General features: G+C 41.2%; 15 protein-coding genes. 13 read left to right on the top strand and 2 right to left on the bottom strand.

Annotated features, from left to right (window positions below; genetic code table 11):
• Positions 1-11: 11 nt before the first annotated feature.
• Positions 12-3,233, bottom strand: a complete 3,222-nt coding sequence (locus tag ACQY77_RS05325) for a SusC/RagA family TonB-linked outer membrane protein (protein WP_421939022.1) — start codon at positions 3,231-3,233, stop codon at positions 12-14.
• A gap of 810 nt (positions 3,234-4,043) precedes the next feature.
• Between ACQY77_RS05325 and ACQY77_RS05320 the strand changes: the two genes are divergently transcribed.
• A complete protein-coding gene (locus ACQY77_RS05320) occupies positions 4,044-4,781 on the top strand; it encodes a leucyl/phenylalanyl-tRNA--protein transferase (protein WP_421939023.1) in 738 nt (245 codons plus the stop codon).
• Between the two features lie 149 nt (positions 4,782-4,930).
• On the opposite strand, the gene ACQY77_RS05315 is transcribed toward ACQY77_RS05320, so the two are convergent.
• Positions 4,931-6,199, bottom strand: coding sequence for a peroxiredoxin family protein (locus tag ACQY77_RS05315; protein ID WP_421939024.1), 1,269 nt, complete (start codon positions 6,197-6,199; stop codon positions 4,931-4,933).
• Between the two features lie 221 nt (positions 6,200-6,420).
• Between ACQY77_RS05315 and ACQY77_RS05310 the strand changes: the two genes are divergently transcribed.
• From ACQY77_RS05310 to ACQY77_RS05255, 12 genes are all read left to right on the top strand, one after another.
• Positions 6,421-6,675: a hypothetical protein gene (locus ACQY77_RS05310; RefSeq protein ID WP_421939025.1), complete on the top strand. Its 255-nt coding sequence runs from the start codon at positions 6,421-6,423 to the stop codon at positions 6,673-6,675.
• A 66-nt stretch (positions 6,676-6,741) separates the two neighbouring features.
• Entirely contained in the window at positions 6,742-7,086 is a 345-nt protein-coding gene (locus tag ACQY77_RS05305) for an NIL domain-containing protein (RefSeq protein WP_421939026.1), read from the top strand.
• A 727-nt stretch (positions 7,087-7,813) separates the two neighbouring features.
• Positions 7,814-10,924 carry a SusC/RagA family TonB-linked outer membrane protein gene (locus ACQY77_RS05300; protein WP_421939027.1) on the top strand — a complete coding sequence of 1,037 codons (3,111 nt, stop codon included), beginning with the start codon at positions 7,814-7,816 and terminating at the stop codon, positions 10,922-10,924.
• A gap of 17 nt (positions 10,925-10,941) precedes the next feature.
• Complete coding sequence (locus tag ACQY77_RS05295) at positions 10,942-12,303, top strand: RagB/SusD family nutrient uptake outer membrane protein (protein WP_421939028.1); 1,362 nt, start codon at positions 10,942-10,944, stop codon at positions 12,301-12,303.
• A gap of 9 nt (positions 12,304-12,312) precedes the next feature.
• Positions 12,313-13,257, top strand: coding sequence for a cyanophycinase (locus ACQY77_RS05290; protein ID WP_421939029.1), 945 nt, complete (start codon positions 12,313-12,315; stop codon positions 13,255-13,257).
• Positions 13,258-13,263: 6 nt separating this feature from the next.
• On the top strand, positions 13,264-14,595 hold the full coding sequence (locus tag ACQY77_RS05285; RefSeq protein WP_421939030.1) for a DoxX family protein: 1,332 nt from the start codon (positions 13,264-13,266) through the stop codon (positions 14,593-14,595).
• Positions 14,596-14,615: 20 nt separating this feature from the next.
• Positions 14,616-16,298, top strand: coding sequence for a hypothetical protein (locus tag ACQY77_RS05280; protein ID WP_421939031.1), 1,683 nt, complete (start codon positions 14,616-14,618; stop codon positions 16,296-16,298).
• 5 nt (positions 16,299-16,303) lie between these two features.
• A complete protein-coding gene (locus ACQY77_RS05275) occupies positions 16,304-16,903 on the top strand; it encodes a c-type cytochrome (protein ID WP_421939032.1) in 600 nt (199 codons plus the stop codon).
• Positions 16,900-18,150: a sulfite dehydrogenase gene (gene soxC / locus ACQY77_RS05270; RefSeq protein ID WP_421939033.1), complete on the top strand. Its 1,251-nt coding sequence runs from the start codon at positions 16,900-16,902 to the stop codon at positions 18,148-18,150. The genes ACQY77_RS05275 and soxC overlap by 4 nt, the downstream gene beginning before the upstream one ends.
• Positions 18,147-19,589, top strand: a complete 1,443-nt coding sequence (locus ACQY77_RS05265) for a phytoene desaturase family protein (RefSeq protein ID WP_421939034.1) — start codon at positions 18,147-18,149, stop codon at positions 19,587-19,589. The genes soxC and ACQY77_RS05265 overlap by 4 nt, the downstream gene beginning before the upstream one ends.
• A gap of 20 nt (positions 19,590-19,609) precedes the next feature.
• Positions 19,610-20,980 carry a YeiH family protein gene (locus ACQY77_RS05260; RefSeq protein WP_421939035.1) on the top strand — a complete coding sequence of 457 codons (1,371 nt, stop codon included), beginning with the start codon at positions 19,610-19,612 and terminating at the stop codon, positions 20,978-20,980.
• Between the two features lie 163 nt (positions 20,981-21,143).
• Complete coding sequence (locus ACQY77_RS05255; RefSeq protein WP_421939036.1) at positions 21,144-22,130, top strand: 2-hydroxyacid dehydrogenase; 987 nt, start codon at positions 21,144-21,146, stop codon at positions 22,128-22,130.
• The last annotated feature ends 4 nt before the right edge of the window (positions 22,131-22,134 follow it).

Below are 22,134 nucleotides of genomic sequence, written 5' to 3'. Positions count from 1 at the left end.
TAGATTGGAAATTAAAGGCTTGCATTAATTCCAAATACAAATCCCCTGTTAAATGTTGATGTAACCGAGTTGTTTGAAGAGATCGCTGCATCCGGATCTACCCAGCCTATATTAGAATAAATTAAGCCTGGATTGATCGCTTGTGCATACACCCTTAATTTTGAAAGCGCTAATTTTTTAGCCAGGTTATCTGGGAAATTATATCCAAGAGAAATGTTCCTTATTTTAATGAAAGAACCATCTTGATAATTCATAGCACTCCTGTAAGTATCGCCTGCTGCACTGCCGTAGTTGGGAGCAGGGTAATTGTTGGTTGGATTGGTTGGTGTCCAGTAATCAACAACACGTTGAGCAAAACGACCCTGTAGAGATTCTGCTCCCGTTGCGATTAGGAAGTTATACCGCGCAACCATAAAAATCGAAAGCTCAAAATTTTTGTAACTGAAAGTATTGGTCATACCGCCAGTCCAGCTTGGGTTATAATGACCAACTACTTGTCTATCATTATTCGCGTCTATTTTATAATCACCATTAAGGTCACGTACTCTTATTGATCCAGGTTTAAAAGCACTTGCCGCCGGAAGATTTGCATTGAACTTGGCCATCTCTGCCAAATCTTCAGGTGTATTTTGCCAAATTCCATCTTTTACAAAATCATAACCAATATTTATGCGTTGACCTAAAATCCATCTACTTGTTAAGTCATTTCCATTTGCAAGCTGTGTAATCTCATCTTTACTGGTAGAGAATACCAAAGTTGTAGACCAGTTGAAATTTTTACTTTGTAAGTTGACTGTATTAAGCGTAATATCCATACCATGGTTTTTTGTACTGCCAATGTTATCATATGATTGGGTGTAACCATTGATTGATGAAATATTTTTTAGTAATAGAAGGTCTGTAGTTTTCGATTTGTATAGATCCAGAGAGCCATTCACCCTGCCTTTTACCAGACTGAAATCTAAACCCAAATTATACTGTAGTGTATGCTCCCAACCTAATAATTTGTTTGGAAGGGTAGGCGGCTCTGCAACGGATGGATCAGATGAAACATAGCCTGTTTGCACTGAACTTCCGAAAGTATAGGTTAGTGGTTGTAATTTACCAAGGGTTGTTCCGAAAGTAATAGCTGAGTTACCTGAGCTACCTACACCAACTCTTACTTTCAGCTGGTCTATCCATTTAATATCTTTAATAAAGTCTTCCTGATCTAATTTCCAGGCTAATGCTGCAGATGGAAAAAAGTCCCATTGATTTCCGGTCGCTAGTTGTGAGGCCGCATCCCAACGGGCTGAAGCAGTTAACAGATATTTACTGTTGAAACCATAGTTAATCCTCGCCATGTAAGATACTGATGTGTTTTTCATCAAATCAGTACTGAATGCGTCTAAACTTGGAATATTTGCCCCTCCTAAACCATACCATAAAGGATTGCTTAATGGAATTTTAGTACCTGTCATGGATGAAGTTTCTTCTTTTGTTAAAGAGGAACTTTGAAGGAGTGTTACACCAAAATTATGTTTATTGATGGTTTTATCGTAATATAATAAGTGATCCAATGTATATGCAAACTTGTTATTTTGATTAAGTTGTGCATAATTAGTGGAGCCAGGCTCTCCAGCCCCGCGGTTAATGGATTTTGCATCCTGGTATCGGCCATTATAAAGATTATAAAAATCTGGCCCGAAATTAAGTCTGTACTTTAGATCTTTTAAAATGTTTACTTCTGCATAAAAGGACCCAATTGTTCTTAAAACCTTACGTAAGTTAACATTGTATTGATCCTCACCAATAGGATTCAAAATATTAATATCTCCTCCAGGAAGATTAATTCGGTTTCCATTTATATCATAAGGAACAGCCACTGGTAGCATACCCAAAGCTGCCCCATATAAACTGCTTGCTCCGGTAGCATTTCCGGTTTGGAAGCCATAATTTTGTAACCCATATGAGGCCGTTATATTGGCTCCCATTTTAAACCATTTAACAGGATTTAACTCTATGCTGATCTTTGTGCTGTAACGTTCATAGTCCTGACCTAACTGCGTTCCTTCCTGGTTAAGATAACCAAATGATCCGTAGGCTTTTATTTTGTCTGTACCCCCGCTGAGACTCAATACATGATCTTGTGTAACTCCCGTGCGTGTAACCAGGTCTGTCCAATTCGTGGTGGGCACTAAGCTGCCATCATAAACACCATTTACCCAACCCTTGGCAACATTTTCGAGAACATAGTTGTCTCCGGCAAATATTTTTTGATCATCTGCCAGGGTAGGAACAATAGGATATTTTCTGCTATCAGTAGCTGGAAGAGCACGGAAAGCATCTCTTCTGAATTCAATATACTGTGCTGAATTCATCATTTCAGTTCTGTCTTCCAGGGTTTCAATCGTGGCAGTTCCAACGTAATCTAAACTCAGTTTACCAGCCTTACCTTTTTTAGTCGTCACTAGTACCACCCCATTTGCACCTCTAAATCCATAAATGGCAGTTGCAGAAGCATCTTTTAAGATATCAATGCTTTCAATGTCATTTGGATTAATGGCTTCAATACCACCTGCACTAAACGGAATACCATCCACTACATAAAGCGGAGAATTACTCGCATTTATCGATCTTGATCCGCGGATTAAAATGGAGCCTACCTGTCCCGGGCGTTCGTTAGAGGTTATATCAACCCCAGAAGCTTTACCTTGAATGGCTTGCAGTGCATTGGTAACTGGTCTTGATCTGATATCTGCTGCGCTAACACTCGAAACAGCCCCTGTGAGGTCTTTTTTCTTTACCGTATTATAACCTACAACTACAACTTCATCTAAATCATTGGTGGAACTTTTAAGTTGAATACTTACCGTTGTTTTTCCAGTTACCGGAACTTCCTGTGTGGTATATCCGATATAAGACACAATTAATATGGGATCTGTAATATTTGCAGGAATGTTTATAGAGAACGCACCATTTGCATCCGTTGTGGTTACAATGGAAGTTCCCTTTAGTTTTAAGCTTACGCCAACTAAGGTTTCGCCTTTTTCATCTGTTATTTTTCCTTTCAGCACTACATCCCGTTTTTTAGTGTTGTGCGCTTTTATTGTTGCGCTCGATAGGTTTGGATAGGCTACTGCTGTCTCATTGAAGAGCATTAACGATAGCGCTGAAAGTCCCATAATCAGAATTTTTTTGCCCGCTCTTGGCCTGCGCCACTGCGGCACTTCTGAATCGAAATTGAAATCCATAATTTATAATTTGGTTAGAAAATATTTGGTGTGTTATACGACTATCTGTTGCTTATGCCTGATAGCTAGCTAATATGGGTGTTAATACTGCTAAGGGAAATAATTGTAGTTCATGGAATAATTAAGTTAGTAGGAATTAATTTATAGCTTATGTTACAGGAACGCTCTATTAAAAAAATGCAAACGGTTGCATTTTTGATGTTTGATGTTTGGTTCTGGCTTTGTAATGGGTTGTTTATCAGTTGTTTTGTCAGTTGTTTCGCCGAACTTTAAATCGTAGGGCGCACATAAAATGAAATATTTGGCTAATTGGCAATACGAGTTTAGCGCATTTATTTCGATTTTCTGTCCTGTACCATCCTGTTGAGGTGTGAAAAATTGAAGGATAGTATCAAGTATTTAATATCAAGTATCAAGATGGGGCGTATATCATGCTCTTGGAAGAAAATACTCCAAACAACCAGGCATGGAAACTATCAGGTTGCTGGATAGGTGAAATGTTTAACTACTACGAAATGTCTAAATACTAAAGACTGTTAAGAAAGCATCAAGTATCAAGATTGGGCGTGTATCATGCTCTTCGAAAAAAATGCTCCAAACAGCCGCGCATCCAAACTATCGGGTTGATGTAGAGGCGAAATGTCTAACTACTAACTACTAAAGACTAAATACTGCCAAAATACTGTAAACCAGTTTGTTTGAAATTATACAGTTTGTTTGGTTAAATTTAAGTTGAACCAACTATTTCAGGCTATGCGATTTTCCTCCAGATTATTTTCCATACTCCTTCCGGGGAACATAAAAATGAAAGTGAAGAGGAAGTTACAGCTGTTTTTTTTCGCTGCTTTATCAAAAATATCCAGAAGCAAAAGTGATGCTATTTTGTGGGCAAACAGTCAGAATGAGCTGTCACCGCATACTTTAATCGCTGCATTCGTTCAAGGTGTCGTAGTATTTCCTACGATGAGGAATCATAAAATCATTGAATGGCTGGATCCGGAAATTAGAGGAGTGCTGCCAATAAATCAATTTAAGATGCAGGATGGTTTATATAAGTTGTTAAAAAAGGAAAGGGATAGGGAAGTAAAGGAATTTGAGATCAAAATTGATGCGAATTTTGAAGAGACTATACGCGCCTGTTCAAAACCACGCGATGTTAAGGGTATTACCTGGTTAAGTGAAACCTATATAGACAGTACCATAGCACTTCATCAATTAGGGTTTGCACATAGTGTAGAAGCCTATCAAGATGGACATTTGGTTGGCGGGGTAGTAGGCATAGCAATCAATAGTTATTTTATGTCGCTGAGTTTATTTCATGCTGTTAACAATGCCAGTAAAGTGGCTTTTTATTACCTGATGTTGAAACTAAAGGCCGATGGATTTCAACTCCATGATTTGGGCATGCCAAACCCCTGGATACAACAGTTCGGAATGAAAAGCATATCCAGGCAAGAATTCAGGGCAAATTTATTAAAGGCAATGGCCACACCATGTATTTTTACAAAGGATATACCTGCATTAACCTTTCCTATTGCAGGCAAATAAAGGAATAGAGTTTATATTGACTAAAACACAAAAGGGACATCCCATCCGGATATGTCCCTTTTTTCTAACCAAATATAAACCTGTTATGAGACAGGAATTTCTTTATCTATCCAGCTAATACTCAGCATTGGATAGTTTCTGCTTCTTTTTTATTGTTGACCAACTAATTCGTCGATCTCCTTGTTAAACTCTTTTACAAATTCAGTATAGTACTTTCCGGTAGCCGGACCACTATATCCTGTATGAATTTGAGCCACTTCACCTTTTTTGTTGATGATGATGGTAGTTGGAAAGGACAGAAAATTACTCAATGCAGGCAGCGATTCTGCCACTTGCTGCTTATCAGGCTTTCCGGCAATTACCTGATCATATTCTATGCCAAATTTTTCGCGGAACCGGGTTAATGCTTTCCGAACATAGGCTGAGTCTAGCTGTCTTTCGTAATGAAGGGCTATGACTTCCACACCACGTTTACGGTTTTCTTTGTACCAGGGTGCTATAAAAGCAGCCTCATCCACACAATTAGGACACCAGGTTCCGGTAATAGTTAAAATCACCACCTTGTTTTTGTATTTGTCATCACCCAGTGATATTTTTTTTCCATTCACATCAGGTAAAGAAAAATCCAATGTTTTGTAGCCTTCTTTAAGAAATGTAAGCTTATTGGCATCAGGAAGTGCTGCGTTTATATTTTTTACACCATCAAAAGGCGTATCTCCTCTTGCACTGATGTTTGCTCCAGTAATTTTACCATCGGCTGTGAACGAACCTTTGTAATAGGATGGTGTAGAGCCAATGAAACTCGATAAGTAAAAGTCATTTCCTTCAACAATACCTTCCAGGTATCGGGAATCGCCAGTTACCCGCAAAAATGTTCCACTTAATTTGCTCCCATTTTGTTTAAATAAACCAACGGTTTTTTCCGTTTTACCATCTGGCGAAGTGAAGGTCACGTCATAAGTTCCCGAAAAATCTGCATTAGCAGGTTTCCCTGTCTGCTTGAAACGGTAATTAATCCCTTTCGTAGCAGTAAAAGGAGTAGCTTTTCCAGATCCGTCTTGTTTTCTTAGAAATCCAGCCAATGAATCTCCTTGTATTTTCAAAGCCAGTTCATTATCAAACTGATCGAGCTTAAAATATACCGAATCTGTTGTTTGAATTACAGTTCCGCCTTCAAACCGCTCATCCCCGTTGATAAAAGTGATTCCGGCACCTCCCGTACTTTTATTACTGATCTCAAAGTTAATGGGAACCTCAGTACCAGGTTTGATTTCAAAGCTACCTCGCCAAAGTCCGTTTGCAGTAAAAGAGCTAACCTTCTGATGCAATTTACCTGAAGGTTTTTTTTGCGTTTGTGCCTGCAAGTTATTTGATAACACTGCAAATGCCGACAATATTATAAGGGATTTTATATTCATATAGGGGATATTCTTCTATTCCGGGCACAAAGTTAATGACGCAGAGGGCTGGAATGAAATTTTTTAAATAAAATCTATAGATTTTGTAGTTTTTATGATTTTCATATTATACACTGAACAATCAACATAAAAAATAAATAAAATAGTTAGTCTATAGTTTTTGTAGTATTTATTTTTTATGTTTACATTTGATCCAATCATTTACACTAACTTTATTATTCATGGCAACTATTACACAATTTCAGAACGCGCTGAAAAGCAAAACTAAACGTTTATTGGTAGAACAATCATTGGGCAAAAGCCTGATCGATAGAATTGAATCTGCAGGTGGCAGGTTAACAGCGAAGGAGGGAAGTAATGATTATGAATTCGATGGTATACCTGCTGAGTTGAAACCTGAGGTTGATAAAAAACTCCGCAGTGCTCAGCAAAGGTTACATGATATGGACAAGCAATGGCATCAATTGATCAGATAATTGCTGATCAATATCTTATATCGGTACTTATAAGCAATTGTTTTATTTTACATTAATCTCCAAGTTATGGCACAGCCACTTTCCAACAGACAAAATATTGCCAATCAGCAAGGAATTAGCCTTCCAACCAGTTACCAGCAACGCATTAAGGATAGTCCTGATTGGCCAAGCAAGCAGGTAATCAAATTAGAGCTTCAGGGAAGCTCCAATACAGAATCTATTGTTTCAGAGATCGCAGAACGATTTTCGGTACGTAGCCAAATCGTTGCATCTCGAATAGAACAGGTATCGGGGCAGAGGTATGATAGCCTGATTGTTGAGATCGCCGGACATCCCTGGGATCAGAAACTGGCTATAGACCATTGCCGTTGTAAAGGCATTTCGACACAATTACTGGGTTATGTTTCTTAAACCGATTTAAATACTTCGTGTATCAGCGTGAGGTACTCAGTCTATTATCCTTTTCCTCTTTCCATACCTTTCGTGTTTCCGGGGCAAAGCAAACCAACTTTCATATTGAGGTTAAGATTTAGTGTTTAGGGGTAGACCACCAGCCCCATAACATTTAACACGCAACCCACAACACATTTACCACCTCACCTTAGTTATCTCAATTAGCCTGTTTCCCATTTCCTGTTTCCGTGTCTTCGGTGTGTTCCCCGAGACATAGCAAACCAACTTTCATATTGAGGCCTTAAGCTTTAGTGGTTAGGCATTAGCCACCCGGCCCTATAACCTTCAACCCACAACACATTTCAGGTATGTAACATTTAAAATAGTTAGTCTATCGATTTGGTAGATTAAATAATAATTTTTATGTTTGACACCAATCATGAAAACAGCATTAGTATTCAAAACCCGGTCGCGCTCTGGAACCGATTCTATACAAATTGATCTGCAACCACAGTTGGTTATACCAATTTGCTGTTGTTGTAGCTAGGCTGTTTTACACGCTCAACCTGCAGTATTAATGACCACACTATCCCGATTTTGAAAATGTACTAAACCAAACAACAAAAAACCGACAAGGAAGCCTTGCCGGTTATCATGGAATATCAGTTCTGTAACGCCAATCACGCACTGATACCCTTCCAGTCTTAATCAATGAATTTAATCATCAATTTAAAACCAGTTAAATATGGAAATATTTCTCCATAAGAAAAAGCATTTTATACCTGCCAGCTTCATTTTTTTATTTTTCCTGCTCTTCCTTTCAGGCAAAATATTTGCCCAGGTAGAACCTCCACCATTAATCAATTCTAATCTCCAGGGCGTGGTAGTCGACTCCGCAAGCAAGCAGCCTTTGCCAGGGGTTATTGTTCGGATTAAAGGTGTTACGCACTCGGTATCCACTGACAATGAAGGTAAATTTGTGTTCGTAACCGGGCAAAAATTACCCTACACGCTAATCTTAAGCTATATTGGGTACCAAACTAAAGAAATTGTGGTATCCAGTAGTCCGGTTACCATTCGGTTGAGGGAAACCAGTAGCCAGTTAAATGATGTCGTGGTTGTGGGGTATGGTACTCAAACCCGAAAATCACTGACAGGTTCTGTTTCTACCATTGCGGTTGATGAGGTTCGGACAAAACCAACAGCCACCTTTGCTGAACAGCTTCAAGGAAAGGCACCCGGTTTACAGGTAAGTACGTCTACAGGAATACCTGGAGATGGGATGTTTATCCGCATTAGAGGAACAACCTCTATCAATGCCAGTAATGATCCTTTATACGTAATAGATGGAGTATATGTTAACAATAGTTCACTTCAGCGGATTAGTACACAAGGTCAGGCCAATAACCCATTATCAGATATTAATCCGGATGACATTGAAAACATCACGGTATTGAAAGATGCTGATGCTACAGCCATTTATGGTGCGAGAGCAGCAAATGGAGTAATTTTAATTACAACCAAACGCGGTAAATACAACACCGGACCAAAAGTTACTTTAAGCAGTTACGTGGGCTTTGCAAAAGCACCCAAGTTATGGGATTTGGTAACAGGACCACAACATGCAGAGCTGGTAAATGAGTTTTACCGCAATTCCAATGCAGATGCAATAGCCATTGCTGCCGCAAACGGAACAACTCCGGTAACGACGTATAGATTTCAGCCATTCCGTGCACTTACCGATAACCCTACGGCATCTCCGGCAGCACGCGGTTTGCCACAGGATCAAAATACTTACGATCGTTTAAATAAAGCCTTTCGAACAGGGTTTCTTCAAAACTATGATGCTTCAGTGTCTGGCGGCAACGATAAAACAACCTATTATATTGGTGGAGGTTTAAATAAACAGGAAGCTACACTCAAAACCAATGATTTTAGACGTGGAAGCTTTAAAATTAATCTGGATCAAAGGATTGGTGACTTTATCACCATCGGTACCAGTAACCTCCTCACTCAAACTTACCGTACCAATGCAAGGGTGGGCGATGGGCCACAAGGTGGGATGCTCCAGTCAGCTCTACATACGCCAACTTATCTGCCTGAGGTAAATGCCGACGGAACACCCGGAAAATGGGCAGGTTTTGATAATCTGGATGTATTGCTGGCTAACACCAATATGAATAGTACAAGTAATCGATTGATTAGCAATGTTTATGGGGAAGCCAAAATTTTAAAGGATCTAACATTCAAAACCAGCTGGAGCGTAGACTATAATCAGTACAATGAGTTTCAATACTGGAATAGCCTGACCAATTTAGGAATTGCCAACAAAAACTTAGGTTCTACCAGCGTAAGTAACAACACCATCTGGACCAATGAGCAAACCTTAAACTATAACCATGCGTTTGGCGATCATGCACTCGGTGTACTCATCGGTAACTCACTGCAGGGCTCGGTAACCAATCAGGTTTTGGCGCAAGGAACCAATTTTCCAAACGACTCTTTCCAACAGATTGCATCTGCTGCAACAACCACTTCATCTGCAACCGAATCTAAATACACCTTATCTTCGTTCTTTGCCAGACTAAATTATAATTATGCAGGTAAATATTATGCTGTTTTTAGTATTCGTGGTGACGGTTCTTCCCGTTTCGGTGCTAATCACCAGTGGGGTTATTTTCCTTCTGCCGGATTATCCTGGCGAATTAAAAAGGAGAACTTTTTAAAAGATGTTGCTGTAGTCTCTGACCTTAAACTCCGTGCCAGCCTGGGTGTAACGGGTAACCAAAATGGTATAAATGATTTTGCTTCGCGTGGATTATGGGGCGCTGGAGCAAATTATCAAAACAATCCCGGAACTATTCCCTCGCAACTGGCTAATCCCGATCTTAAATGGGAGAGTACCCGCCAAACCAATATCGGACTTGATTTAAGCCTTTTTAAAGAAAGATTAACCATCAGTGGAGATGTTTATGAAAAGTATACCAGCAACCTCCTGCTTAATTTACCACTTGCATCGAGTAAAGGCTTTTCTTCTATTTTAACCAATGCTGGTGAAATGAGTAATAAAGGATTTGAGCTGAATGTAAGCAGCATCAATATTGATCATGATTTCAAATGGAGCACTAACCTGAATGTTTCCAGAAACATCAATAAAATAGAAAAACTGCCCACTCCTGTAGTGGCAGCCTATGCTGCTCAAAGAATGGTAGAAGGCTTATCTATGTATACTTTTTTTACCTACAACCAGTTGTATGTTGATCCTCAAACGGGTAATGCCGTTTATGAAGATGCCGACAAGAACGGGGTAATCAATTCTAATGACATTGTTCCTGTGGGCAATGCATTACCTAAATTCAATGGCGGAATTACCAACAATTTTAGCTACAAGGGTTTTGACCTATCAGTGTTCTTCAATTTCGTTTACGGCAATAAGGTTTACAACAACAACAACTATTTCCTTGAAGGAGGTGGTACACGTGATGCGAACAGGGCAATGGATGTTTATCAACTGGAGCGCTGGCAAAAACCAGGTGATATAACCGATATGCCAAGGCTTACTGCGTATGGTCAGAATTATACCATCAGCCCAACCAGCCGTAACATTGAAGATGGATCTTTTATTCGCCTCAGCAATGTGACACTGGGTTATAACCTGCCAAAGCAATTCGTTAGAAAAGCAAAAATGTCATCGGTTAGAATTTACGCCAGTGGTTCAAACCTGGCCTTATGGACGAAATACAAAGGCCCTGATCCGGAGATAAACGTATCCTCCTCGGCAACCGTTCTGGGGTATGATTTAGGAACACCACCAGTTCCACGAAGCTTCCAGATTGGTGCAAATATTACCTTCTAACCTTTAAGCAGTTAAACATGAAAAAAGTAACTTATATACTTGCAATTATCTTATTATTTTCTTCCTGCAAGAAGTTTTTGGAAACACAACCCCAGCTTCAGGTAGATCAGGAACAGGCCATTATTAATGCCGGAACGGCAGCCACAGCCGTAAATGGTCTGTTTAATTTATTGGCCGCCAATAGTTATTACGGTTCAAATTTTCCTGCACTATCTTATTTATCTGCAGGAGATATTCAATGGTCGGGATCGCAGGCTGATCCAAATGAAATTACCAAGCACTTAACCTCAGCTACCAATGGTTATGTACAATCGGCCTGGACAGCCATCTACAAAACCATTTCACAGGCCAATTACATTATTGATAAGGTGCCAGGAGTAAATGATAGCCAGTTAACCACCGCATTAAAAAACCAATATCTAGGGGAAGCGTATTTTGTAAGGGCACTGGCTTATTTCGACCTTGCAAGAGGTTGGGGAGGTGTCCAGTTGATCTTAAAGCCAACGAATACTTCAGCTGATAATACCGGAATACCGAGAAGCAGCCTTGCCGACACTTATGCACAAGTGCTAAAGGATTTAAACAGTGCTGAAGCCCTGGTACCCGCCACAATAAACCGCAACAGGGTATCCTTGAGAACTGTTCAGGCACTTAAGGCAAGGTTTTATCTCTATCAAAAAAACTGGGCCCTGGCCGAGCAATTCGCTACTTCAGTTATTGGTGATAATGCAAATTATAGCCTTTTAGCACCATACAGTGCATTTTTTGCCAATAATGCTGCCGCTACAGCCGAATCGGTACTGGAACTGGCTTATACCACCTCCAACACCAACGGGCATAGCAATTGGTGGTTACCACCAGCACTTGGCGGACGTAGAGAATGGTCACCCAACGATGCTTTGGTTAGCCTGTTAAATAACCCTGCTGTGGGCGGAAATCGGAATGCACTGATTGCTCAAACTGCGCCTCCGGGAAATTTATGGTATGGAAAATTATATTATCGTAACCCTTTGGGTACCGATCCTGCCTACGTAATCAGAATAGCCGAGCTTTACCTCATCCGATCAGAAGCACGTGCTTATCAAGGCAATTTAACCGGAACCAACAGTGCCATTTCAGATTTGAATGCCGTACGAAGCCGGGCTGGAGTATCAGCAAGTACGGCCGGTACGCTGCCTGATATTTTATTGGCATTGGAAAAGGAACGTCAGGTAGAATTCCCTTTTGAAGCCGACCGCTGGTTTAATTTGGTGAGAACTGATCGTGCGCAAACCCTTTTAGGACTGCCTGACAAACACCTTTATCTTTTTCCTATTCCATATAATGAAACATTGGTTGATCCACAGCTTGCAGGTGGAAACCGTAACCCAGGTTATTAACCATTTAAGATGATGAAAAAACAAACCTTCATGATGCTGGCCATGCTGGCATTTTACAGCGCTTTATTTGCACAACGCGCACCAATAACGATTAAAAAATCTGATACCAGACATGGTCCTGATAAGGGAAGCCTGCTTATTATCGGTGGAAATGTAGGTGCTCAACGTGACATCTGGGATAAATTTACCGAACTCGCCGGGGGTAAGGATAAGGCCGTTCTGGTGGTTGTAACCACTGCAGGAGGTGATTCTGCTGCCTTCGATCAAAAAGGAGTTGCCGAAGTGAAACGCCAAACGGGAATAAGGAATGTAACGCTTTTTCATACCAATAACCTCAGTGAAGCAAACAGCGAAAAATTTATCGCCCCCTTAAAAAATGCTACAGCAGTATATTTTGAAGGCGGAAGGCAATGGCGAATTGCCGATTCTTACCTCAATACCCTTACCCATCAGGCATTTATAGACGTTTTGAGCAGGGGAGGTGTGATTGCAGGAAGTTCGGCTGGTGCATCCATTCTGGGCTCATTTCTGTGGCGGGGCGATACTAAAGGTGCTCACATCCTGGTTGGCGATCATACCCAGGGACTAGGCTTGTTAAAGAATGCTGCAATCGATCAGCATTTACTGGTGCGCAACAGACAATTTGATCTTGTTGATTTCATTCGCAAATCTCCGGAATTAATCGGACTGGGACTAGATGAAGCGACAGCAGTTTTAGTGCAGCGGGATAGTTTGCAGGTACTCGGTAAATCGGTTGTTGCCATCTATGATTATAATACCATTGTAAACAATACGGATAAGCATGTAGTGGATGGTCGGGAAGATTTTACCGCATCAAGCGGACCATTTTTCTTCCTGCGGGCAGGACAAAAATATGATCTGCTGAAGCGGCAGGTGATTAAAGAGCCCCGCAAATCCATTACGGTGGCGAATAAGGCCAATGATAAAAAATAACCTAGTATGAGCAATATAAATACCACCAAAGGCCCAGATTGGACTTCAACCGAAAAAGCAATTTTTAGGTTCCTTTTTATCTATTTCATACTCCAGGCTATCCCGGTAAGCACAGATTTTTTTAAAACTGTTTCAGGCTTTAACTGGTTAAAAGTCAGCTATGGCGATATCTTTAATCTGAGTCGTTTATCGGCCAAGTTTATTCCCGGGCCGGATAACTTTCTCAATTGGGCAATTATTTTGGTTATTGCCTTACTGGGCTCCGTTTTATGGTCCAGGTCGACCTATAAAAATGTCGATTATGATAAACTGTATTATTGGTTAAGGGTTGTTGTAAGGTATCGTTTAGCCATTGGTATCATTGGATATGGGTTTATTAAATTCTTTCCATTGCAGGCACCATTCCCTTCTATCAGCAATCTCAATACCAGTTATGGCGATTTTACTGATTGGAAGATTTTCTCCATGAGCCTGGGTATTACCACGGGTTATGAGGCTTTTTTGGGCGGAATAGAAATACTTGCCGGATTACTGTTATTCTTCAGACAAACTGCTACCATTGGAGCCATCATTATATTAATCTTTACAGGTAATGTTTTTATTTCCAACCTGGCTTATCAGGGCGGAGAATACGTTTACGCCAGTTACCTGATCAGTTTTGCACTCTTTGTATTGTGGTTCGATGCGCAAAGGATTTACAAATTAATATCGTTAGAACAACCAACAGAACCCAACCGATTTAAGCCTTTCTTTACTGTTCAAACGCAAAAAATAAGGCTCATACTTAAATCTGTAATCATCTTCTTTTTTGTATTTCTCTATGGTTTTAAAACTTATTCGGGATTACACAATGATCCATATCAGTTTCCCAAAGCAGGGGGGCTCGCCGGAGCTGCGGGGATTTACGATGTAAGTGAATTTAAAATTAATGGACAAGTAAGGCCATATAACCCTGCTGATCCGATCCGTTGGAAAGATGTGGTTTTTGAAAGATGGGCAACCATTAGTATCCGTTCTAATCGCCGGGTGCGGATAGATTCTGCAAACTACGAACAACTATTTGCTCAGGATAAAGACCGCAATTACGAATTGGCAGGTTCAGGAGGTAGGCATTACTATAGTTATGTGATCGATACTGCCCATAAGACATTGCTGCTGGAAAATAAAAATGTGCATTATAAAACAGAGCGGTTAACCCTAAGCTACAGCCGGCCAGATACCTCCACCATAGTACTGAGCGGAATAAATGAAAAACGCGACACTATTCACGTGGTTTTGAACAGGATAGATAAAAAGTATCCGCTGAAAATGAGCCGCAGAAAAGCACTTAAACTTTAATTCAAGAAAAAATAACAAAGATGTCTGAGCATAAGCAACACGATACTTCAAGCATAGCCAGAGAAGTAGCCATTAAGCCCTGGTCAAAATCAAAAAAGTTTGGCTTCCGGGTATTGTTTATATTTCTTTTGGCCATGTGTATTCCCTTTTCAGGAAACTGGTATAAAAACGTTTTTACTTTAGATTGGTCCCGTCCGCATTACCGCGATCTTTATGATATTGCCCGCTTTCAGCCCAGTTTTGTATCTCTTTTTGTAGGTCAGCGAAACCGCGATATTACCGATTCACCCGGAGCAGAAGCCGGAGCTGAAAAGAGCAAAAAAAAGCCTAAAACAGCGCAGAAAATAAATTCAGAAAGAGGCGATCAGGCAGGCCGTCAAACAGGTTTGCCGCAGAAGCGTAACTTTTTGCTCGACTATCTGGACTGGGGAATAGCGCTTCTAATAGGTTTCATAGGTGCATTAATCTGGACCATTTTTGATCGTAAAAGTAAATCTTACCATCTGCTTTACTATTGGATCAGGGTAGTGGTGCGCTACCGGGCCGGAATCGGTATCATTGGTTTCGGTTTTACCAAACTCTTTCCAACACAAATGCCATATCCTTCTTTAGGGTTATTAAATAGCAATTTTGGCGATTTTACCGCTCAAAAAGTATACTGGCTATCCGTTGGGATTGTGCCCTGGTACCAGGTATTTGGTGGTGTAGTGGAAATTCTGGCCGGGGTATTGCTTTTTTTTAGGAAAACCACCACTTTCGGAGCAATATTATTGGTTGCAGCCCTGGGTGATATCACATTCGTAAATTATGCTTATGATGGTGGTGTGCACGTATACGCCTTTTATTTTGTTGTACTTGGCCTTTTTCTTGCGGCAGATGACTTTCCGAAATTGTACAACCTGTTGATTTTAGAACGTTACACAGTACCTTTTCGGATTTATCCGGATTTAAGCCAGCCAGCATTAAAATATACCCGGATTGGTTTAAAAGCACTCACTTTCATCATTTTCTTTGGTGTGATGACTTATACTGAGGTCATCAATTTTAAATACGATCCATATAAACAACCCTCAACTGCCGGGCTGAAGGTGTTAAGAGGGAATTACAGGGTAACCGAGTTTAAAATTAATGGTCAAAATATTCCCTACAATCCGTTGGATTCAGTACGCTGGCAGGAGGCAACGTTTGAAAACTGGACAACATTAACTTTCAGGGTTAATCGTCCTGTCCTCATCGATCCTTCTAATGGTGGGGGCAGCCCAATGCGGGATATTCAGCGAACTTTTGAAATTAGCGGTGTCGCAGGAGGACAAAGGGCATTTCATTATTATGCAGATACCGTAGACCATGTACTTTACCTGCAGGATAAGAATGTAATGGCTTTACGGGGCAAAAGGAAGGAAGCTGTTAAAAAAACGCCAGAAACAGATAACTGGATTAGCCAAGTAGCCTGGCAACATATAGGCAATGAAAAAGAAATGATTGATAAACGTGCCTGGTCTACCCGAAGGGACAGGGAGTTTGCAGAAAAGCAACCAGTAACCAAAAGAAACCGGATGGTATTAAAATACGATACCGCAGATGGGAATCGGGTGATACTTTCTGGTTTGAACGAGCATAAAGATTCTATTTATGTGGTTTTAGATCGTTATCAACGCCAATATATACTACCCAAAAGCAGTTTGAACGCAGGGAAATATTAAACAGTATGAACAGGAAGATTTTATTGGCATTAGCCTTTCCCATCAGCTTGCTTCTTTGCTCATTAGGCGGCAGATTTGAGCATTCGCAGGCACAGGGAGATTTGCAGGATACTTTAAAACGTTTCAGGAAATTCGGATTTGGCCGAACAGCCACAGCCAAAGAAATTGCAGCCTGGGATATTGATATCCGCCCTGACGGAAAAGGTTTACCAGCAGGGCAGGGAGATGTAAAGAAAGGCCGGCTCCTGTATGCAGCAAAATGTGCGGTTTGCCATGGCGTAAATGGAACTGAAACGCCCGGTGTAAAGTTACCCGGAACGGCTTTAGTAGGAGATACCTCGGCGAAAGCCAGACCCAAAACGATCGGCAATTACTGGCCGTATGCCACTACGCTGTTCGATTACATCAGGCGCTCCATGCCCTATAATCTGCCAGGATCACTCAGCGATAATGAAGTTTATAGTCTGAGTGCCTACCTGCTGAATGCCAATAAAATAATTAAAGCCGATGTCATACTCAATGCTCAAAACCTTGCCCAAATTGTAATGCCTGCTAAAAAGTTATTTGTCATGGACGATCGTAAAGGAGGACCAGAAATCAAATGAACAGGAAAAATAACCGAAAAGGAGTTACAGGAAAAATTAGCCGACGTACTTTATTGGGCGGTATAATTGCAGCTGCAGTTTTGCCTGTAAATAAGCTTTTTGCTGGTGCTTTACAAGCGGATGAAAAACTTCTGCACGATCTGGATGATCCCACTAAATTGCCTGGGCCAGGGCCAAGCCCTCTTGGAAAACGTTCGGTTTTTGAGCAACCTGTACGTAAGCCTTCTGATATTTCTTCCAGAACACCTTTGCAGGATTTACACAGTACAATTACCCCCGCAGATCTTCATTTCGAACGCCATCATGCAGGGGTTCCAGCCATTGATCCAGCTAAGCACGAATTATTAATACATGGCCTGGTAGAACGGCCAATGAAGTTTAGCCTGGCCGATCTTAAGCGTTTTCCTGCAGTTACCAGAACCTGTTTTATCGAATGTGCTGGTAATTTCAGGACTGGTAAAGAGGAGATGACTCCGCAGGATATTTTGGGGCTTACCAGCCAGAGCGAATGGACAGGGGTGATGCTGTCGACTCTTTTTAACGAAGTGGGAATTGATGTTAAGGCCCAATGGTTTTTAGCAGAAGGATCGGATGCCGCAGTAATGACCCGCACCATCCCTTTGGCTAAAGCCTGGGATGACGCGATGATCGTTTATGCCCAGAATGGGGAAGCCATCAGACCTGAGCAAGGTTATCCAATCAGGCTTTTGTTACCCGGATTTGAGGGAAATATGAATATTAAATGGTTGCGGCGGATTGAGTTATCAGAGGAACCTTATATGACCCGGGAGGAGACCTCAAAATACACTTATCCCGTAAAGGATAAAATAAGAATGTTCAGTTTTGAGATGGATGCCCGTTCTATTATAACCTACCCTGTTTATCCTCAAAAGGTTAGTAAAGGTTTCATAGAGATCAGGGGAATTGGTTGGAGCGGTAGGGGAAAGGTACAAAAAGTGGAAGTAAGTACCGATGGTGGCAAAAACTGGCAGCTTGCCAATCTACAGGAGCCGGTTTTAAGTAAAGCTCATACTTATTTCAGGTATTTATGGGAATGGGATGGTAACGAAACCGAGATATTGAGCCGAGTAACCGACGAGACTGGTTATCTTCAACCAACTTTAAAACAGTTAGCAGAAGCAAGAGGACCAAATATAGGCGGATATCACATGAATCCCATTACGGCATGGAAAGTGAAAAATGATGGTTCAGTTTGGTTTAAGCCCGAAAATTATACAAATAAATGAGTTTAGAAAAACGTGATTACGATGCGATTGTAGTGGGATCAGGTCCTAACGGATTGGCGGCAGGAATACTGTTGCAACAACAGGGCTTATCCGTATTGATTATAGAAGGAAAAGACCAGATCGGCGGAGGATTATCTACCCAGGAACTCACATTGCCAGGATTTAAACATGATGTATGTTCGGCAATTCACCCGATGGCGGTTGCCTCTCCTTTTTTTAAAACATTGCCACTAAGCGATCATGGCCTTGAATATATTTACCCCACATTAGCGGCAGCACATCCTTTTGATGATGGTACGGCAGCAGTTTTAGATCATTCTATTCAAAAAACAGCAGCACATTTAGGCCTTGATGGCCACACTTACCAATCGCTGATGGAATCGGTAACCACTGCCTGGCGTTTAATTGATAAAGATGCTTTAGGACCGCTTCGTTTTCCATCACATCCCTTGGCGATGGCTGGTTTCGGATTAAAAGCATTAACCAGTGCTGCTCAGTTCGTAAACAAATTTAAAGAAAAACATGCCCGTGGATTGTTTGGCGGTATGGCCGCACATTCTATTCAGCCGTTAAACAACCTGAGCACTACAGCAATAGGCTTGGTGCTAATGGCAACCGGTCACCTTAAGGGCTGGCCTGTTCCAAAGGGTGGTTCAGCTTCCATTGCCAGTGCATTGGCTGGTTATTTTAAATCCATTGGCGGGGTGATACAAACAGGAACTTTTATAGCTGATTTGCAACAATTACCATCTGCTCATGCCGTATTATTCGACGTAACACCAAAACAGTTATTAAAAATTGCGGGGCACAAATTTTCCAATATTTATAGATGGCAATTGGAACGATACCGATATGGTATGGGTGTATATAAAATAGATTGGGCATTAGATGGGCCAATACCTTTTAAAGCGGCAGCATGTCTTGAGGCAGCAACCATACACCTGGGCAATACCTTCGAAGAGATTGCAGATGGGGAACTTAAAACGAGTAAGGGCGTACAGGCCGAAAAACCTTTTGTACTCCTGGCCCAGCAAAGTCTTTTTGATCAGACCCGGGCTCCTGCAGGTCAGCAAACCGCCTGGGCTTACTGCCATGTACCCAATGGTTCAACACAAGATCTGACTGGTATTATTGAAAAACAGGTAGAACGTTTTGCCCCGGGGTTTAGAGACCGGATTCTCGCCCGTCACACCATGGATACAGCACAAATGGAAGCGCATAATCCCAATTACATTGGAGGCGATATTAATGGTGGTATTCTGGATATCGGCCAACTGTTTACCCGTCCGGCTTTGCGCTGGTCGCCTTATAAAACTTCAGCCAAAGGTTTATACATCTGTTCCTCATCAACTCCGCCTGGGGGAGGTGTGCATGGAATGGCGGGCTATCATGCAGCAAAACAGGCGCTGAAAGATATATTTAAAATTGAAATCAATTAACATCACAAATAAAAAACACTATGTCAGACCACAACACTACAGCAGATCACTCGGCTGCTTTAACCGATGCGGGGATAACCCCAGACAAGAAAACATTTTTGCAATCGCTTACTGAAGATTGGTGGGCCGTGATACTGGGAACCATTATTATTGCTACAGTACTTTATTTATCTGGAAATGGAACTTCCATAAGTTTACCTGCATATAAATGGAGCAATACAGACGATCTTTTTAATAAAATTTTAGCGCCACATAATTTACTTTTGATCGTAGAAACCGGGGCAATATTTTTGGCTTTGGCAGGTGTCGCAATCTTGTTATCAGGCGGTCACGTAGGCAGGTTTGCCACTGGTTTTACATTAATTTATGTACTGGCAACCATTTCTTTCATTATTGGTGGAAATAAAACAGTGTCTTACTATGGCCTGGAATATGTTGTATTTGCATTATTGATTGGCATCGCATTGGGTAATTTGGTTCAATTACCCGAATGGCTAAAAGAAGCTGTACGTTCAGAATTCTACATTAAAACAGGTTTGGTTATTTTAGGTACCAGTATTGTATCAGGAGATTTAATTAAGGCTGGCCTACCTGGTATTATCCAGGCCGTAATTGTGGTAACAGCCGTTTGGTTTTTTTCTTTATGGTTAAGCCGTAAGTTAAAAGTAGATGACGAATTTGGAGTAATATTGGCCTCAGCTGTATCCATTTGCGGGGTTTCTGCTGCCATTGTAGCTGCGGGGGCTATCAATGGCGATAAACGCAAGCTGTCTTATGTTACCACGCTGGTATTGGTGATGGCTATACCCATGATGATTATACAGCCCTGGGCGGTGAAATTTTTTCACATCCCTGAAGTGGTTGGCGGTGCCTGGTTGGGTGGTACATTAGATACCACGGCAACAGTTACCGCGGCAGGAGATATTGTTGGCCCAATTGCAGTTAAAGCAGGAGTGATTGCCAAATTCTCTCAAAATGTATTTATCGGAGTAGCTGCATTTTTTATTGCAATATGGTGGGCCTATAAAAAACCAAAAGCTGAAGCAGCCGGCGTGGTACGTGCCGAAAGCCCTGGCCTTAAAATAGTGTGGGAACGTTTTCCCAAATTCGTACTCGGGTTTATTGGCGCGTCATTGGTCTTTTCATTCCTCCTGGAACCAGCTACAGCAAAAAGTATCGGATCAAGCCTGAATGGCTTGCGTACCATTTGGTTTGCCCTTGCATTTATTTCTATCGGAATGGAAGCTAAATTCTCCTCATTGGTGAAACTTCAGGGAGGAAAACCAGCCTTTACTTTTGTTACTGCACAAATATTTAATATTTTCTGGACATTGTTATGGGCTTACATCCTGTTTGGTGGCTATTTATTTCCTGTTCCCGATTTTCATTAACGTTTCGCTTATTATTCCGGTTTTACCGTTAACTACTAAATCAAAAAGGTTCGTTTCGAAAGAAGCGAACCTTTTTTGTTCGCGTTTAACAGAGGTGTATCACAGCGTCTTTAAAACTGGATTTGTTTATTTATCACTATATTAGAGGTAATCCCTACCAGAAATGAAAATTATTGTTTTTAGTACCTGCGCATATGACCAGGAGTTTTTAAATAGCTACAATACCGGGCATGAGCTCATTTTTTTTGAGCAGGCACTGACGATGCAGCATGTAGTGCTTACCCAAGGTGCAGATGCACTCTGTCTTTTTGTAAATGATCTGGCAAATGCCGAAGTATTAGCAGCATTACGGGAGAATGGCGTTAAGCTTATACTTCTTCGCTGTGCCGGATTTAATAATGTGGATTTGGAGGCAGCAGCAGAATTGGGTATTAAAATTTTAAGGGTGCCAGCTTATTCTCCTGAAGCGGTTGCCGAACATGCACTGGCCATGATTCTTACCCTGAACCGGAAAACCCATAAAGCCTACAACAGAATCAGAGAGGGCAATTTTTCTCTCGAAAAACTTATGGGCTTTAATTTACATGGTTCTAAGGTTGCCCTCATTGGTACCGGAAATATTGGCAAGGCATTTTATAGGATTATAAAAGGGTTCGGATGTAGTGTGGTGGCGGTTGATCCTTACCCAGATGCAGAACTGGTTGCGGAAGGCCTTCGGTATGTGAAGTTAGAAGCGGCCCTTTGCGAAGCCGATATTGTTTCGTTGCACTGCCCTTTATCAACTTATTCCTTCCACCTGATCAACAAACAAACCCTGGCACTTTTTAAAAAAGGCGCAATGCTTATTAATACCAGCAGGGGCGGACTGGTTAATACCCATGATGTAATTTCGGCATTGAAATCGGGACAATTGGGGTATCTTGGACTTGATGTTTATGAACAGGAATCGAACTTGTTTTTTCATGACCTTTCCGAAGATATTATTCAGGATGATCTTATTGCACGCTTAATTTCCTTTCCTAATGTATTAATAACTGCTCACCAGGGATTCTTTACACGGGAAGCCATGCAGCAAATTGCCGAAATTACCTTTTCAAATGCCGATGCTTTTGTTACCGGGGCTACACTCGTTAATGAAATTAAGCCCTGAGGCG

This window comes from Pedobacter sp. (genome assembly GCF_965279535.1).
Classification (GTDB): domain Bacteria; phylum Bacteroidota; class Bacteroidia; order Sphingobacteriales; family Sphingobacteriaceae; genus Pedobacter.
The sequence above is the reverse complement of the archived record's forward strand: the minus strand, read 5'-3'. Positions and strand labels throughout refer to the sequence as shown.

Bases quoted from the DNA above. Each gene is read 5' to 3' on its own strand.
- ACQY77_RS05325 (WP_421939022.1), bottom strand. From the start codon at position 3,233: ATGGATTTCAATTTCGATTCAGAAGTGCCGCAGTGGCGCAGGCCAAGA.
- ACQY77_RS05315 (WP_421939024.1), bottom strand. From the start codon at position 6,199: ATGAATATAAAATCCCTTATAATATTGTCGGCATTTGCAGTGTTATCA.
- ACQY77_RS05310 (WP_421939025.1), top strand. From the start codon at position 6,421: ATGGCAACTATTACACAATTTCAGAACGCGCTGAAAAGCAAAACTAAA.
- ACQY77_RS05305 (WP_421939026.1), top strand. From the start codon at position 6,742: ATGGCACAGCCACTTTCCAACAGACAAAATATTGCCAATCAGCAAGGA.
- ACQY77_RS05300 (WP_421939027.1), top strand. From the start codon at position 7,814: ATGGAAATATTTCTCCATAAGAAAAAGCATTTTATACCTGCCAGCTTC.
- ACQY77_RS05295 (WP_421939028.1), top strand. From the start codon at position 10,942: ATGAAAAAAGTAACTTATATACTTGCAATTATCTTATTATTTTCTTCC.
- ACQY77_RS05290 (WP_421939029.1), top strand. From the start codon at position 12,313: ATGATGAAAAAACAAACCTTCATGATGCTGGCCATGCTGGCATTTTAC.
- ACQY77_RS05285 (WP_421939030.1), top strand. From the start codon at position 13,264: ATGAGCAATATAAATACCACCAAAGGCCCAGATTGGACTTCAACCGAA.
- ACQY77_RS05280 (WP_421939031.1), top strand. From the start codon at position 14,616: ATGTCTGAGCATAAGCAACACGATACTTCAAGCATAGCCAGAGAAGTA.
- ACQY77_RS05275 (WP_421939032.1), top strand. From the start codon at position 16,304: ATGAACAGGAAGATTTTATTGGCATTAGCCTTTCCCATCAGCTTGCTT.
- soxC (WP_421939033.1), top strand. From the start codon at position 16,900: ATGAACAGGAAAAATAACCGAAAAGGAGTTACAGGAAAAATTAGCCGA.
- ACQY77_RS05265 (WP_421939034.1), top strand. From the start codon at position 18,147: ATGAGTTTAGAAAAACGTGATTACGATGCGATTGTAGTGGGATCAGGT.
- ACQY77_RS05260 (WP_421939035.1), top strand. From the start codon at position 19,610: ATGTCAGACCACAACACTACAGCAGATCACTCGGCTGCTTTAACCGAT.
- ACQY77_RS05255 (WP_421939036.1), top strand. From the start codon at position 21,144: ATGAAAATTATTGTTTTTAGTACCTGCGCATATGACCAGGAGTTTTTA.